This is a genomic window from Pseudomonas sp. BIGb0558 (assembly GCF_024807515.1).
GTDB lineage: Bacteria > Pseudomonadota > Gammaproteobacteria > Pseudomonadales > Pseudomonadaceae > Aquipseudomonas > Aquipseudomonas yamanorum_A.
In genome coordinates this window covers 191,407-205,932 of the sequence record NZ_JANUEW010000001.1, presented here as the reverse complement: position 1 = coordinate 205,932, position 14,526 = coordinate 191,407, and the positions used below count along the sequence as shown (strand labels likewise).

Genomic DNA, 14,526 nt, shown 5'->3' with positions numbered 1-14,526 from the left:
GGCACCTCGGTGCGTCAGTCACACCGAGGTGATGCTATCGCAGGCAAGCCAGCTCCCACTTAAAGCCGGTGCCTACAGTAGGACTTAGTAGCGGTAAGCGTGCGGCTTGAACGGACCTTCAACCGTCACGCCGATGTAGTCGGCCTGGGTCTTGGTCAGTTGAGTCACCACGCCGCCGAAGCCGCGGACCATTTCCAGGGCCACTTCTTCGTCGAGTTTCTTCGGCAGTACTTCCACGGTCAGGCGCTCGGCTTTCTGGGCTGGCGACAGGTCGGCGTATTTCTGGCCGAACAGGAAGATCTGGGCCAGTACCTGGTTGGCGAACGAGCCATCCATGATGCGGCTTGGGTGGCCGGTGGCGTTGCCCAGGTTGACCAGACGGCCTTCGGCCAGCAGGATCAGGTAGTCATCGTTCTGCGGGTCGAAATCACCAGCGCCGGTACGGTGAACCTTGTGTACCTGTGGCTTCACTTCTTCCCATGCCCAGTTCTTGCGCATGAAAGCGGTGTCGATTTCGTTGTCGAAGTGACCGATGTTGCACACCACGGCGCGCTTTTTCAGGGCCTTGAGCATGTTCGAATCGCACACGTTGACGTTACCGGTGGTGGTCACGATCAGGTCGATCTTGCCCAGCAGGGCCTTGTCGATGCTCGCTTCGGTGCCGTCGTTCTGGCCGTTGATGAACGGCGAAACCACTTCGAAACCGTCCATGCAGGCTTGCATGGCGCAGATCGGGTCAACTTCGGACACTTTAACGATCATGCCTTCCTGGCGCAGGGACTGGGACGAACCCTTGCCCACGTCACCGTAGCCGATCACCAGGGCTTGCTTGCCGGACAACAGGTGGTCGGTGCCGCGCTTGATCGCATCGTTCAGGCTATGACGGCAGCCGTACTTGTTGTCGTTCTTGCTCTTGGTCACCGAGTCGTTGACGTTGATGGCCGGGATTTTCAGCTCGCCCTTGGCCAGCATGTCCAGCAGGCGGTGTACGCCGGTGGTGGTTTCTTCGGTCACGCCGTGGACGCGGTCGAGGATCTGCGGGTACTTCTTGTGCAGCAGCTCGGTCAGGTCGCCGCCGTCGTCGAGGATCATGTTGGCATCCCATGGCTTGCCATCCTTGAGGATGGTTTGCTCCAGGCACCACTCGTACTCTTCTTCGGTCTCGCCTTTCCAGGCGAACACGGCGATGCCGGCAGCGGCGATAGCGGCAGCGGCCTGGTCTTGAGTCGAGAAAATGTTGCAGGACGACCAGCGTACTTCGGCACCCAGGGCAACCAGGGTTTCGATCAGCACGGCAGTCTGGATGGTCATGTGGATGCAGCCGAGAATCTTCGCGCCCTTGAGCGGCTGCTCAGCGGCGTACTTGCGACGCAGGCCCATCAGGGCTGGCATTTCGGATTCGGCGATAAAGGTTTCGCGACGGCCCCAGGCAGCGAGGGACATGTCGGCGACTTTGTAGTCGGTAAAACCTGCAGGCGTGATTACAGCGCTCATGAAGAGCCTCCATTCGTAGTGTGCGAATGGGCGCCGTTGTGCGTTTAGTATCCAGCTGGCTAACCAGGCCGGACAACGCCCCATCCGAGCCTGACAGGTCGAGCCTGCTGCAGCGCCCCTCGGACAGGTGGCGGGAGAACGGTATCAATCGAAGATGACCGTTTTGAAGCGGAGGCGATTATAGCCGCCTGCGCCTGACTTCTAAAGCCTTTCTGTCGGCGGCATGAAGATCGCTCATGGGGCTGATAGGCAATGGCTCATAGAGCTTGGGCCCGGCCTCTGCCATGATGTTGCCCATCATTTCGCAACACGCTTTGGAGTGAACATGAACTTCCACACCCGCAAATGGGTAAAACCCGAAGACCTCAACCCCAACGGCACTCTGTTCGGTGGCAGCCTGCTGCGCTGGATCGACGAAGAAGCGGCCATCTACGCGATTGTCCAGTTGGGCAACCAGCGGGTGGTGACCAAGTACATCTCCGAAATCAACTTCGTCAGCGCCTCGCGCCAGGGCGACATCATCGAACTGGGCATCACCGCCACCGAGTTCGGCCGCACCTCCATCACCCTGACCTGCGAGGTGCGCAACAAGATCACCCGCAAGAGCATCCTGACCGTGGAAAAAATGGTCTTCGTCAACCTGGGTGAAGACGGCTTGCCGGCGCCCCATGGCCGCACCGAGATCAAATATGTGAAGGATCAGTTTCAGGAAGACGGCCTCAGCGAATAACGTCGTGCGGGCGTGACTTGTTTTGCAAGACGCTTCCGGATGGATCGTTCCAGGCTCTCTCGTCACACAGGACTACACCCTGTAGAGAGAGTCGACATATGGAATTGTTAAACCCTGCTCAATCTTTATTCCCTCCAACGTCGCCAGGCGCTGCCCGAGACATCGTCGGCAGTGGTCTGGCAGCGGCGGCCGACACGGCCTTGGCACCTGTAGTCCAAAGGCGTGATCACCCGACCATTCAACCGCAAGGTACGCAAACCTCCCTGGTAGAGGGGGCAGGCGAACGCAAGCTGGCGTTGAGTCGCTACCAGAATGGTGTTGTGCAAGTGACGCTGTCCCCACCGCCGATCACTCAACTGGTCCTCAGTGGCGGCGGTGCCAAGGGCATTGCCTATCCGGGGGTGGTCCGGGCGCTTGAAGATAAAAACGCCTTGAAGGATATCCGCACTATTTCAGGCTCATCTGCCGGCGGTATTTCGGCAGCCCTTCTGGCCAGTGGGATGGGGGCCAAGGACTTCGACACGCTGTCGGACCGTCTCGAATTGCCCAAGCTGCTGAACAGCAAACACGCCATTCCCGCTTGGCTGCAGGATGCGAGCTCGAGTGTCGGGAAGGTGGCGGGCAAGGTCAGCAGCCTGGCAGAGGTTTTGTTTAACGTGTTGCCACGCCTTGGCTCCAAGGCCGAACCCCTGGAGGCATTGGTGCGCGACGAGTCGCGAAAGACGGTGCTGGCGCACATTGCCGATTTGCCCAGGGACCAGCGCACACCACAAATCCTGGCGATTGCGGACAAATTAAGTGCGGGCGGCGCGACGACGTTCGGTGATTTGCAGGTGTTGAGCCGGCATATCCCGGCAATCAAAGAGCTCAATATCACGGGTACCGGCTTGTTCGATGGCCGACCGCAATTGGTGGTGTTCAATGCCAGTCTCACGCCGGACATGGACATCGCGCGCGCCGCGCATATTTCGGGGGCGCTGCCGGTGGTGTTCAAGGCGCCGCAGGAGCAAGGGCATGGGTTTCAGGAAAACGGCGAGAAAACCTTCTTTCAGGATGGCGGCCTGCTGCTCAACACTCCCGCCACTGACTTTTTCCAGCGCACGTTTCCCGCCAGTGCACTCGCCGATACTGAACAACTGATCTTGAAGTTCGACGGTGATGAGCCCGCGGCGGTGCGCGGCAGTCGCCTTGACGGTTTCAAGGACGGGTTTCTCGGGGTCCCGAACGCGGCCAATCATGAGCTGATGGCCTCGAAACTCAATGTCATGAAGGATCAGACGGTCGTTATGCCATTGAAGACCGGGATGGGTGACTTCAGCGGATTTCTCAACGGCACGATCAATTTCACCATGCCGCTGGAGGTCAAGAATCACCTGCAGGAACTCGCAAGGGCTGCGGTGAATGCCCATATGGAAAAACGCTCTGAAGTGCGGGAGCAGTATTTATTCGGCTCGATTGAAGGTGCTGTGTTGGCCATGAGCGATTCCATGCTTGCCAGCGTAAAGGACGCACTTGAGCAGGACGAAGCGTCCAGTGACGTACTGCGTTTTCGAAACGAAGCCCGGCAGGGGCTTGCCATGCTTGATAAGGCTGTCGCGTCGGCCAATACCGGCGATCGGCTGCAAATGACGCCTGAATTGGCGTCGGCGTTGCGTAACCTGGACGCCCTGGCCAGCCGCCTGGAATACGTCGAGTGGCTGGGAGTTCGCCTCAATGATGCGGACAAGCCCAATTTTCAGCAGCTGCTGCAAGCGCCGCATCAGAACGCCTCAAGGGTCCTGGCCAGTGCCATCAGCGAAATGAAAAAGCGCAATATCGCGGTGATCGCCGACAACTTCACTCGGGAGGTTCTCTATCCCTCGTTGTTTCGCCCGGGCCAGCCGGATTCGAATGTCGCCCTGCTGCGTCGGGTTGAACACAACCTGGGCCGGGCAACGACGCCGGCCCAGGTCAACCAGGCGCTCGATGACATCGTTGAAAACTACGTGGCACGTAATAAACCCTGGTCGCAGCCGGGGCGCTCCACGACAGTGGAAATGGCCAAGGCATGGCGCCTGGCGGTTTAGTGGCTGAACAGTCCTGAACGCCGCGTGTCGTAGCTAAAAGCACACAACGGATTCAGGAACGCCATGGCCACTGAAAAAGACGGCAAGACCCCCAACCTGTCGCAGGAAGAGCAGCACGACGTCGACAAGAACCAGCCGCCTCGCGCGGCGGTTCTGCACGAAATCATCCGCACCCAAGGCGACCAGGAACTGGAGCGTACCGTGGCGGCACTGTGGTGGTCGGCGCTGGCCGCCGGCCTGACCATGGGGCTGTCTTTGATGGGCATGGGTTTGCTCAACTCGCGGCTGCCGGATGGCGAAGGGTTCAAGGTGATTGCCAGTTTTGGCTACTGCGCAGGCTTTCTTGCGGTGATTCTCGCGCGCCAGCAACTGTTCACCGAAAACACCCTGACGGCGGTGTTGCCGGTGATGAGCAAGCCCTCCCTGGGCAATGCCGGGCGCCTGTTGCGGCTGTGGACAGTGGTGCTGGTGGGCAACCTGTGCGGCACCCTGCTGGTGGCCTATGTGATGCTGCACCTGCCGATCTTCGACACCAAGACCGACCTGGCCTTCCTGGAAATCGGGCGCAAGGTCATGGAAAACGACCCCGGGCAGATGTTCGCCAAGGGCATCGTGTCCGGCTGGATGATTGCCACCATGGTCTGGATGATCCCGTCCATGGAAAGCGCCAAGCTCTGGATCATCATCCTGATCACCTACCTGATGGCGCTCGGGGATTTCACCCACATCGTGGTGGGCTCGGCGGAAGTGTCGTACCTGGTGTTTGCCGGCGAGTTGCCGTGGAAAGACTTCTGGCTGATCTTTGCCGGACCGACGCTGGCGGGCAATATCATCGGCGGCAGCTTCATCTTTGCGCTGATCAGCCATGCGCAGATTCGCAGCGAAAGCAGCCTGCCGGGCAAGGTTGCCGACCCGCGTCACCCTCAGAAGATCAGCAAGGAGCCGTAAGCCGATTCGTCATAAATGAATGGCAAAGTCGCGGCGCGGCTTTTCATTCATCAAGAAGGATCTTTATGCGGGCTTCCCCTCTTTTCCCATGGCGCAGGCTATTGGGGCTGGTGCTGGTATCAGGTGTGTTGGGTTCTGCGCAGGCCAGGGAGGATGGTGCAGACCCCTCCGTGACCGTCGAGAAAATGGCTCAGTCATTTGTAATCAACGCCGACGGCAGCTATGTGCAGGACTACGAGTCCGTGATGCGCATCAACGAAGAACGTGGCATACGGTCCCGGGCGCAGCAGCCGGTGAGTTACAACCGTTCTCTGGATACGCTGGAGATTGTCGAGGCGTTCACCCAAAAGCCTGACGGACGCAAGGTGGCGGTGAGTGCAGAGCAGATCAAGGAACAGCAGGAACGGGCTTCCGCCGATTCACCCATGTTCCAGGACTCCCGGATCAAGGTGGTGATCTTCCCCGAGGTGGCGGTGGGTGATCGCCTGACCCTGCGTTACCGGCTCGTGCGCAAGACCGCACTGTTCCCCGGCGAATTTATTGACTCCGCATCGCCAAGCCTTTATCCGATGGAGCAGTTCAACCTCACCTACGATTTGCCGGCGGATAAACCACTGTACGTCGACGCCAAAGGATTCAACGCTTCCACGCCGGCGGCCGCGCCCGGGCGCAAGGTGTATCGCTGGGACTACGTGCCGGCGGAAAAAACCCGACCCGAGCAAGGCGCCGTGGCCTACATGGATTACGGCCAGCACCTGGCGGTCTCGACCTTCCCGAGTTACCGGGCGTTGGCCAAGGCCTACGATGCCCGGGCTACCGTCGAAGTGACCCCGGCCATCACCGCATTGGCGAACCAACTCACGGCCAACCTGCCAACACCCCGGGCCAAGGCGTTGGTGTTGAGTGACTGGGTACGCCGGAACATCCGGTATGTGGCGGTGTACATCAATGCGGGCGGAGTGGTTCCCCACGCTGCGCAGTCGGTGCTGGAAAACCGCTACGGTGACTGCAAGGACCATGTGGCCCTGCTTGAAGCGTTGCTCAAGGCCGTCGCCATTGAAAGCACCCCGGCGCTGATCAGCTACGGCAGTGCGTACACCTTGCCCAAGGTCGCGGCGTTGAGCCCGATCAACCACGCAATCACCTATATCCCCAGCCTGGACCTGTTCCTGGATTCGACCGCGACCGGCACGGCCGCCGGTTACCTGCCCAACCCCGATCTGGACAAGCCGGTGTTGTTGACCCGTACCGGCGAGATGGGCCATACGCCAGCGACCCAGTCTGGCAAGGAATCCAATGAGCTGGTGTTCAAGGTGGATGACAGCGGTGCGGCAGACTTTACCCTGGCCAAGCGTCTGGAAGGGTGGCGCGCGGAGTTTGCCCGTGCCTGGATCAAATCGATGAAGCCGGCGGACCGTGATTTGATGATCCAGAAAATTCTGCACGGTTATGGCCAGGCGGGCAGCGGCACCCTGCAAACCGACGCCCTCGACAGCGACGCCCCAAGCTTCAATGCCATGATGGTGGGGCGTACGGACAACCTGGTGAATGTGCCAGGCCCGATCGGGGTGCCAGCATTGAGCAGCCTGGGCGGAGGGATTGCCCAGGAGGTGTTTGGCTTTGCTGTGGAAAAAGACCGCACGCAGGCCTTCACCTGCATTTCCGGAGAGACCCGTGAGACGGCCCGGTTCGAGTTTCCCAAGACCCTCAATATTCTGGCGGTGCCCAAGGCGGTGTCGCTCAAGGGCGCCGGCTTCGAGTACAGCGCCACCTATTCCCGGGAGGGCAACACCGTGCTGATTTCACGCACGGCCAGGTTTGCCCACCCGCAAGCGGTGTGCAGCGCCGAACTCTTCGCGCAGATGAAACCGGTGATCCGGGCCATGGCCAATGACCTGAAGAGCCAGATCATCGTGCAGACGCTTTGACCGTCAGCTTCAGTGGTGAGCCTCGGGAGCAGGCTCATCCTTGGTCACATGCTTGACCAGCTTGCCGATGCTCAAGCCCTGCAACAGGATCGACGACAGCACCACGATGTAGGTGATGCTCAGCAGCAAGTCACGCTCCGGGCCCAGCGGCAGGGCCAGGGCCAGTGCCACTGAAACCCCGCCGCGCAAGCCGCCCCACGTCAGGATGCGGATGGTGCCGCGAGGCACCGTGCGCCAGCGTCGCAACAGCAGGATCGCCGGGGCCACTGTCAGCAGGCGTGACAACAGGATTGCCACGGCCAGCAAACTGGCCGCCAGCACGTGCAGCCAGTTGAATGGCAACAGCAAAAGCTCCATGCCGATCAGTGCGAACAGCAGCGCGTTGAGCATGTCATCGAGCAGTTCCCAGAAACCGTCCAGGTAGCGCCGGGTCATGTCGTTCATCGCCAGCTTGCGGCCCAGGTTGCCGATGATCAGCCCCGCGACCACCATCGCAATCGGCGCCGAGACGTGCAGTTCGGTGGCCATGGCCGAGCCGCCGATCACCAGGGCGAGGGTCAGCATCACTTCGATCTGATACTGCTCGATGCTCTTGATCATCAAGTACACGATGTAGCCGATCAGCCCGCCGAACACCACGCCACCCATCGCCTCATGGGCAAACAGCATGGCCGTGGCGCCGACCGTGGGCGTCTCGCCCAACTGCGCGATGCCCAGCAAAACGGTGAACACCACCACCGCCGTGCCGTCGTTGAACAGCGACTCGCCGACGATCGTGGTTTTCAGCGGTTTGGATGCGTTGGCGGTCCGCAGCACGCCGAGCACGGCAATCGGGTCGGTGGGGGAAATCAGCGCGCCGAACAGCAGGCAGTACAGGAAGCTCACGTGCCAGCCGAACAAGGCAAAGATGTAGTAGGCCAGGCTGCCGATCACCACGGTGGCGATCAATACGCCGAAGGTGGCGAGCAGGCCGATGGGCCAGCGGTAGCTGCGCAGGTCGCTCAGGTTGACGTGCAAGGCGCCGGCGAACAGCAGGAACGAGAGCATCCAGTTCATCAGCAAGTCGCCGAAGTCGATCTGGCCGATCAACTGCTGGATGCGCTCTTCAAGGCCGGGGTAACCGATAAAGCTCAAGCCTTGCAGCAGCAGGGAAAACATCAGCGCCGTTACCATCACGCCGATGGTGGGCGGCAGGCCGATGAAGCGGTAGTTCACATAAGTGAGCAGGGTGGTCAGGCAAATAAACGCAGCGACAAGTTCAAGCATCCGGGGTCCTTGGATGGGGAGTGAGTAGTGAGTTGGATAGGTGGACCGCAGTGAGGCGGCGACGTTGCAAGCAGATGGAGAAAAGTGCCGTGAGGCATACGTATGCCCACGCTCGGGTCGATGAGGATCGGGCAGCAGCAAAAAATTATGGGTAGAGGTCTTTGCGCAACTGAGTGCGGCGTGGTTGGCTTTAGTATAAACAGGTGCTGACATATGGCGCATCAATTCTGCTGTTTCTGACTGGGGAGTCACGAGTGATTGCAACAGCTCTGGTACTGGTAGCGGCGCTGCTGCATGCGACGTGGAACACCTTGATCAAATTCAGCGGCGAGCGCCTGTTGGTGATCGCCTGCATGGACACCGTGGCGTTGCTGTTTGTCTTGCTGGCGGTAGGTTTCGTGTCGTTGCCGCCGCTGGAAATCTGGCCATGGATCATCGCCTCGGCACTGTTTGAACTGCTCTATCGCTACCTGCTGATCCAGGCCTATCGGGTGGGCGACCTGGGATTGGTGTACCCGCTGATGCGCGGGCTGTCGCCCCTGGTGGTGCTGGTGCTGACGCTGGTGTTTGCCGGTGAGGTGCTCAGCACCCAGCAGATCCTCGGCATTCTGCTGATTCCGTTCGGCATGCTGTGCCTGTTGTGGCAGGGTGGCGGCGGTGACCGGTTGCCGTGGTCGATGCTGCCGGTGGTGGCATTGATCGGGCTGTGCATCGGCTGCTACACCTTCCTCGATGGCCAGGCATTGCGCCGTTGGTCACACCCGCTGGATTACCTGGTGTGGCTGACGCTGATCAGCGCCTGGCCGTTTCCGTTGCTGGCGGTGGTGCGCAAACGGGCAGCATTCGTGCTGTTCTGGCGCACACAGTGGCGGCTGGGGCTGAGCGTCGGGTTGTGCGTGTTGTTGAGCTACGCTCTGGTGCTTTGGGCCATGCAATTGGGCTCGATTGCCGAGGCTGCCGCGCTGCGGGAAGTCAGCGTGATCCTGGTGGTGCTGTTCGGCATGCGTTACCTGAAAGAACCTTTCGGCCGCCCGCGGCTCATAGCCTGTGGGTTGGTGCTGATCGGCATGTTCGTGATGAAACTCTAACCGTCGGATAAAACTAAAAAAGGAATGAGTTATGACAGTCGCTTTCTGGTGTGTGTTGATCGCAATCTTCCTGCCGTACCTGTGCACCGGCGTGGCCAAGTTCAGCGGCGGCAAGTTCGGGCCCCGGCAGAACCATGACCCGCGAGCGTTCCTGGACACCCTTGAAGGGTTCGCCAAGCGCGCCCACAGTGCGCAACTCAACAGTTTTGAAGTAACGCCGGCCTTTGCGGCGGCGGTGATCATTGCCCATTTGGCAGGCGCTGCATCGCTGGTGACGATCAACGTGCTGGCGGTGCTGTTTATCACCAGCCGTCTGCTCTACATCATCTGCTACCTGGCGGACTGGGCGATCCTGCGGTCAGTGGTATGGGCGGTGGGGATGGCGTTGATTGCGAGTTTCTTCTTCGTCTCGATCTAAAGCCTGACGCTGTTCAAGTGTGGGAGCGGGCTTGCCCGCGATGCAGTCAACTCGATGTGTCAGTTACACCGAGGTGATGCTATCGCAGGCAAGCCAGCTCCCACAGAGTTCAGTGGTGTTATTCAGCTCCCTGTCGGCGCATCCGGCACTTTCGGCAGCGCCGCGCCTTTGGGCCACAGCATCCAGATCTGCCCCTGCTGCTTCATGTTGCCCGCCAACTCGCCTGCGGCATCACCGGTTCCCCAAAACAGGTCGGCCCGCACTTCGCCGGTAATTGCACCGCCGGTATCCTGCGCGGCCACCGGGCGGGCAATCGGCGCACCATCCGGTCGCGTCGTCGACAACCACAACAGGCTGCCCAGCGGAATCACCTTGCGGTCCACTGCCACGCTGTAACCCGCCGTCAGCGGTACGTTCAGCGAGCCACGGGGGCCTTCGTTGCTGTCGGGGCGTGCGCTGAAGAATACGTAGCTGGGGTTGCTCGCCAGCAATTCGGGAATGCGCTGCGGATGAGCCTTGGCCCAGGCGCTGATGGCGCCCATGGTCACGTCTTCTTTTTTCAACTCGCCTTGCTCCACCAGCCAGCGGCCGATAGGGCGGTACGGGTAACCGTTCTGATCACCGTAACCGACCCGCAATTGGCGGCCGTCGGCCAGCTGAATGCGGCCCGAACCCTGGATCTGCAGGAATTGCAGGTCCATCGGGTTGGTCAGCCAGGCGATCGGCTTGGCGGTGGAACCTTGCTGGTTGATGGTGCTGGCATCGTCATAGGGCTTGAGTACCCGGCCTTCCAGGCGACCGCGCAGGCGCTTGCCCTTGAGTTCCGGGTAGATGCTGTCCAGGTTGACGATGATCAGGTCGTCCGGCACGCCGAACACCGGTACATGGGCGGTGGGCGTTTCGGTGAGGCTGCCGGGGTAAACCGGCTCGTAGTAGCCGGTGATCAGGCCGTTGGGGCTATTGTCGGCCGAGCGCAAGCCGTAGACGTCGAGGTTGGCCTTGAGGAAGTCACGAATCGCCACGGCGGTTGATGGCACGCTGGCAGATGCCGCGCAGGTCGTGCCCCACACCGGGTCAGCCTTGAGCCGTTGGCAGGCGCTGCGCCAGGACTCGAAGCCGGCTTGCAGGTCGCTGTCCGACACGGCCGGCAGGTTTTCCCAGGTAGCGCCGACGTAGGTCGCAATGGCATGAGGCTTGGCTTTCTCGTCCTTGCCGGTGTCGCAACCGGCGAGCAACGCGATCATTGGCAGAGCCCACGCCAGGCGGCGACTCCAGGGTTTAAAGCGGGTATTCATACACATAGTTCCTGAAGCGATTGCCCGCGCCGGTCGGCGTTTGAGCAACCCTTATTATTAATAGGGGTATTGGTCTTTGCGGGCCGGGCGAGGATACTGGCCGCCGTTTCCCGTGACCTTGAGCCATCATGACTTTTAAAAGACTGACCGTTGTATTGCTGGCCTGCCTGACATTGTCCGCCTGCGGCGGGGTTGACCCGAACTCGCCCCTTGGCCAGCGCAAGGCGATTTTCAAGCAGATGCTCAAGACCGGCGAAGACCTGGGCGGCATGCTGCGTGGGCGCATTCCGTTCGATGGCGCCAAATTTGCCGAAGGCGCGGTCAAGCTCGATGCGTTGTCCCATGAACCGTGGAAACATTTCCCGAGCGTGCGCGAAGAAGACCACACCAGCGCCAAGGACGAGGTGTGGCAGAAACAGGCACGTTTCCAGGAAATGGCCCGAACCCTTGAAGCGGCCACCGGTGAATTGGTGATCGCCAGCCAGGTCCAGCCTTACAAGGCCAGCAACCTTGGCCCGGCCGTGCAGAAAGTCGAAGATGCCTGCACCGCGTGCCATAAACAGTTCCGCGATCACTGAGGCGTCTTACTTGTCCAGTTCGTCCAGGGCTTCCTGCAAGTCCTTGCGTGACTGGGCCAGCTTGTCCTTGCGCTTGTTGATCTTGTCGGAATCACCCTTTTTCATGGCCTTGTCGAGGTCGGCCTGACGGCGGCTGACTTCGTGCTTGGCGTCGAGCACCTTGTTTTCGCGCTCCTTCTTCAAGGAGGCGTCGGTGCAGTTGGCGGTGACTTCACTCAAGGCTTTTTCCAGGCCGGCTTGTTGCTCGCTGTTGCCGTGGGCCTTGGCTTGTTCGATCTGGGTACTGATGGCCTGGCGCTTGGCGGCGCAGCCGGTGAGTGGCGGGGCTTCCTCGGCGGCCAGCAGTGGCGTGGCCATGAAGGCAGCAACGGTCAGCAGGGCAAAAGGTGCAAGAAACTTCATAAACGCTCCATGGGAAACAAGGTCGCAATCAGGTGGGCAGGATGAATTCTGCCGTCACCGGGTATGCCGCTGGGCGGAGGTCAAAAACCTTCTATCCCGGCGGCCCGTAATGTTTCACTCAAGGCCTGCACCTGCGGGTCGCGAAAAAAAGCGCTCAGTTGCGCCGCGCGGCCCGGGCCAATGCCGTCTTCGGCCAGCCAGGCTTGAGTGTCTTTGGCGGCCAGGGTTTGCCAGCCGCCTTGCAGATTGTTGCGGGCCGTGGGCGGTACTCCCAGGGCCTTCAGCCATTGTGCGAACGGTCGCTGCCGGGCGCTGCGCAAGCTGTCGAGCAAACGCGCACTGCTGCGTTCGCCGAAGCCATCAATGTTAGCAAGCTCTGCCTCATCCAGGGTTAACCAATCGAGCAAGCCACCGATTAGACCGGCCTGGATCAAGCTGTTCCAGGTTTCGCGGCCGATATGCGGCAGCGCCAGGCCCTGGGCGCCGCTCAGCCAGGTCAGGCGCGCCAGCAACTGTTCTTCGCAGCCGGGGGCCAGTTGCCAGCAACTCAACGGGTGGAAGTCCTTGGCCTGCGGGACCTGCAATTCGGCCCGTGAATGGCTGCGCAGGATGACGTGGTCCAGGCGCGGGATGACTTGCCCGGCGAGGCTGATGGACACCTGGTCGCCAGGGCGAATATCCAGTTCCTGCCAGCGTTTCAGGGACCCCACACTGACCCGGCTGATTTTCCGGTCATCGAGCAGTACCGGCTCCAGCTCCAGGATGGAAGTGATGCGCCCGGTGCGGCCGATCTTGAAGTGCACCTTGCTTACATGGGCCAGTGCCTTGACCGTCGGGTACTTCCAGGCGACCGCCCAATAGGGCGCGCTGACCCGCCAGCGTTCCGCCGGCGGCCGTTGGCTCTGGTGCAACACCACCCCGTCACTGGCGAAGGGCAGTGGGTGGCTGTACCAATAGCTGCGCCAGTGCGCCGCATCGGTGATGTTCTTGATCGGCTGGCTGTAGCGCCCGCTATCGGTGAACCCCCATCGCGCAAGCTGGCTCAGCGTCTCGGAAAAATCTCCGGGACCTTTGGGCCAGGCCCACACAAACAGACCGATATTGGCCGCCTGCGCCTCGCTCAACTGCCGACGGTTCATCAGCCCGGCCACTTTGCTGCGGGCGCCGAGGCCCCCTTCGTCCGCCTGCACATGGTCCCTCAGCCGCCAATAGAGTTCGCCTTGCAACAGCACGTCAACGGGCTCGGACAACTGCTGGACGATTCCGGGAATCCGGCGGGCGGAGGCTGACCAGTCCTGCCCCAACTGGCCATCGCCGCGACTGATGACCCGGCTCAGTCGGCCCTTGCGGTAAACCAGGGTCACGGCGACGCCATCGACCTTGGGCTGCACCCACACATCCTGGCGAGTGCTCAGCCAGGCCTGGACGGCGTTATCGTCCAGCAGTTTTTCCAGGCCGGTGTGTGGCGTCGGGTGGGGGATCGTGCCTCGTGCGCTGCCCAGCGGGTTGTCCGTGACTGCGACGGAGGGGGCAAAGCAGCTGCGCCATTGGGCAAGGCGCTGGCGGGCCTGGTCATAGAGCTCATCGCTGATCAATGACTGGCCGAGCCGGTGGTAGCTGTCATCCCAATGGCGAACCTGTTGCGACAGGGTGGCGATCTGGGCTTGCGCGTGATCGGTGTCCCAGTCGGGGCACTCCCGTGCCCACGCAATCAGTGGCGAGAAACTGAGTAAAAAGACAAGCAGTAGGCGCATAGGCGACATCATCATGAGCATCCTTGCTCTGAAAGGGCGCCCAGCCTATGCCATCCCTGCGGGCATAAAAAAGCCCCGCAGTCGCGAGGCTTTTTACCCGATGTTTCTGCTTACTTGAACAGACCGCCCAGGGCTTTCACTTTGTCGTTGCTGTCAGCCTTGGCCTGCTGCTTTTGCTGGCCGGCATCGAGCTTGTCCTGGGACTCGCCGACTTTTTTGCAACCTTTGTTGACTTGATCCAGGGCAGCCTGCATGGCCTTCACTTTCATGTCTTCGCCATTGGCTTTGGCAGCGTCGACCTTGGCTTGCAGGTCTTTGCCCTGTTTTTCGCAGTCGCCGGCAGACACACCCAGTTGCGAAGTCAGGCCGCTGAGTGCGCTCAGGTCGGCGTGCGCCGGCAGGGCGAACAGGCTGAGCAGAAGGGCGGCAGGGGCGAGTGTGGAAATGCGCATGAAAACCTCAATGTTCGATTGCCTGCGCGCTTATGGCTCCCGGGCAGGCGCAGTGCAATATCCAGTAAGAGGTGAAGGCCCGGGAGGGCGCGGATTCTAGAGGGCCA

General features: G+C 60.8%; 13 protein-coding genes and 1 riboswitch. Of the genes, 7 read left to right on the top strand and 6 right to left on the bottom strand.

Annotation, left to right across the window (positions count from 1 at the left end; all coding sequences use genetic code 11):
• Window positions 1-84: 84 nt before the first annotated feature.
• Entirely contained in the window at window positions 85-1,494 is a 1,410-nt protein-coding gene (gene ahcY / locus M2400_RS00910) for an adenosylhomocysteinase (RefSeq protein ID WP_003216850.1), read from the bottom strand.
• A 21-nt stretch (window positions 1,495-1,515) separates the two neighbouring features.
• Window positions 1,516-1,621, bottom strand: a riboswitch (S-adenosyl-L-homocysteine riboswitch).
• Between the two features lie 198 nt (window positions 1,622-1,819).
• Between ahcY and M2400_RS00905 the strand changes: the two genes are divergently transcribed.
• The 4 genes from M2400_RS00905 to M2400_RS00890 all read left to right on the top strand — a co-directional run bounded on the left by M2400_RS00905 (window position 1,820) and on the right by M2400_RS00890 (window position 7,166).
• Window positions 1,820-2,224 (top strand): acyl-CoA thioesterase, encoded by a 405-nt coding sequence (locus M2400_RS00905; protein WP_034128915.1) that lies wholly within the window; start codon window positions 1,820-1,822, stop codon window positions 2,222-2,224.
• A 98-nt stretch (window positions 2,225-2,322) separates the two neighbouring features.
• The gene (locus M2400_RS00900; protein ID WP_259195596.1) at window positions 2,323-4,290 is read left to right on the top strand and encodes a patatin-like phospholipase family protein; all 1,968 of its coding nucleotides are present in this window, start codon (window positions 2,323-2,325) and stop codon (window positions 4,288-4,290) included.
• A 63-nt stretch (window positions 4,291-4,353) separates the two neighbouring features.
• Window positions 4,354-5,238, top strand: coding sequence for a formate/nitrite transporter family protein (locus M2400_RS00895; protein WP_177043139.1), 885 nt, complete (start codon window positions 4,354-4,356; stop codon window positions 5,236-5,238).
• A gap of 65 nt (window positions 5,239-5,303) precedes the next feature.
• The gene (locus M2400_RS00890) at window positions 5,304-7,166 is read left to right on the top strand and encodes a DUF3857 domain-containing transglutaminase family protein (RefSeq protein ID WP_259195602.1); all 1,863 of its coding nucleotides are present in this window, start codon (window positions 5,304-5,306) and stop codon (window positions 7,164-7,166) included.
• Between the two features lie 9 nt (window positions 7,167-7,175).
• On the opposite strand, the gene M2400_RS00885 is transcribed toward M2400_RS00890, so the two are convergent.
• On the bottom strand, window positions 7,176-8,432 hold the full coding sequence (locus M2400_RS00885) for a sodium:proton antiporter (protein ID WP_259195603.1): 1,257 nt from the start codon (window positions 8,430-8,432) through the stop codon (window positions 7,176-7,178).
• A 254-nt stretch (window positions 8,433-8,686) separates the two neighbouring features.
• Between M2400_RS00885 and M2400_RS00880 the strand changes: the two genes are divergently transcribed.
• Window positions 8,687-9,520, top strand: coding sequence for an EamA family transporter (locus M2400_RS00880; protein WP_177043142.1), 834 nt, complete (start codon window positions 8,687-8,689; stop codon window positions 9,518-9,520).
• Window positions 9,521-9,551: 31 nt separating this feature from the next.
• Entirely contained in the window at window positions 9,552-9,938 is a 387-nt protein-coding gene (locus M2400_RS00875) for an MAPEG family protein (RefSeq protein WP_177043143.1), read from the top strand.
• A gap of 122 nt (window positions 9,939-10,060) precedes the next feature.
• Here the strand turns inward: M2400_RS00875 and M2400_RS00870 are convergent, their stop codons facing one another.
• Window positions 10,061-11,233: a murein transglycosylase A gene (locus M2400_RS00870; protein WP_177043144.1), complete on the bottom strand. Its 1,173-nt coding sequence runs from the start codon at window positions 11,231-11,233 to the stop codon at window positions 10,061-10,063.
• A gap of 128 nt (window positions 11,234-11,361) precedes the next feature.
• Between M2400_RS00870 and M2400_RS00865 the strand changes: the two genes are divergently transcribed.
• Window positions 11,362-11,811 (top strand): cytochrome c, encoded by a 450-nt coding sequence (locus M2400_RS00865; RefSeq protein WP_177043145.1) that lies wholly within the window; start codon window positions 11,362-11,364, stop codon window positions 11,809-11,811.
• 6 nt (window positions 11,812-11,817) lie between these two features.
• Here M2400_RS00865 and M2400_RS00860 read toward each other — a convergent pair whose 3' ends face one another.
• The 3 genes from M2400_RS00860 to M2400_RS00850 all read right to left on the bottom strand — a co-directional run bounded on the left by M2400_RS00860 (window position 11,818) and on the right by M2400_RS00850 (window position 14,419).
• The gene (locus M2400_RS00860) at window positions 11,818-12,213 is read right to left on the bottom strand and encodes a DUF1090 domain-containing protein (protein ID WP_177043146.1); all 396 of its coding nucleotides are present in this window, start codon (window positions 12,211-12,213) and stop codon (window positions 11,818-11,820) included.
• 80 nt (window positions 12,214-12,293) lie between these two features.
• The gene (ligB, locus tag M2400_RS00855) at window positions 12,294-13,967 is read right to left on the bottom strand and encodes an NAD-dependent DNA ligase LigB (protein WP_259195606.1); all 1,674 of its coding nucleotides are present in this window, start codon (window positions 13,965-13,967) and stop codon (window positions 12,294-12,296) included.
• A 110-nt stretch (window positions 13,968-14,077) separates the two neighbouring features.
• Complete coding sequence (locus M2400_RS00850; protein WP_177043147.1) at window positions 14,078-14,419, bottom strand: DUF1090 family protein; 342 nt, start codon at window positions 14,417-14,419, stop codon at window positions 14,078-14,080.
• Between the last annotated feature and the right edge of the window lie 107 nt (window positions 14,420-14,526).

Coding starts and splice junctions, on each gene's coding strand:
- ahcY (WP_003216850.1), bottom strand. CDS start 1,494: ATGAGCGCTGTAATCACGCCTGCAGGTTTTACCGACTACAAAGTCGCC.
- M2400_RS00905 (WP_034128915.1), top strand. CDS start 1,820: ATGAACTTCCACACCCGCAAATGGGTAAAACCCGAAGACCTCAACCCC.
- M2400_RS00900 (WP_259195596.1), top strand. CDS start 2,323: ATGGAATTGTTAAACCCTGCTCAATCTTTATTCCCTCCAACGTCGCCA.
- M2400_RS00895 (WP_177043139.1), top strand. CDS start 4,354: ATGGCCACTGAAAAAGACGGCAAGACCCCCAACCTGTCGCAGGAAGAG.
- M2400_RS00890 (WP_259195602.1), top strand. CDS start 5,304: ATGCGGGCTTCCCCTCTTTTCCCATGGCGCAGGCTATTGGGGCTGGTG.
- M2400_RS00885 (WP_259195603.1), bottom strand. CDS start 8,432: ATGCTTGAACTTGTCGCTGCGTTTATTTGCCTGACCACCCTGCTCACT.
- M2400_RS00875 (WP_177043143.1), top strand. CDS start 9,552: ATGACAGTCGCTTTCTGGTGTGTGTTGATCGCAATCTTCCTGCCGTAC.
- M2400_RS00870 (WP_177043144.1), bottom strand. CDS start 11,233: ATGAATACCCGCTTTAAACCCTGGAGTCGCCGCCTGGCGTGGGCTCTG.
- M2400_RS00865 (WP_177043145.1), top strand. CDS start 11,362: ATGACTTTTAAAAGACTGACCGTTGTATTGCTGGCCTGCCTGACATTG.
- M2400_RS00860 (WP_177043146.1), bottom strand. CDS start 12,213: ATGAAGTTTCTTGCACCTTTTGCCCTGCTGACCGTTGCTGCCTTCATG.
- ligB (WP_259195606.1), bottom strand. CDS start 13,967: ATGCGCCTACTGCTTGTCTTTTTACTCAGTTTCTCGCCACTGATTGCG.
- M2400_RS00850 (WP_177043147.1), bottom strand. CDS start 14,419: ATGCGCATTTCCACACTCGCCCCTGCCGCCCTTCTGCTCAGCCTGTTC.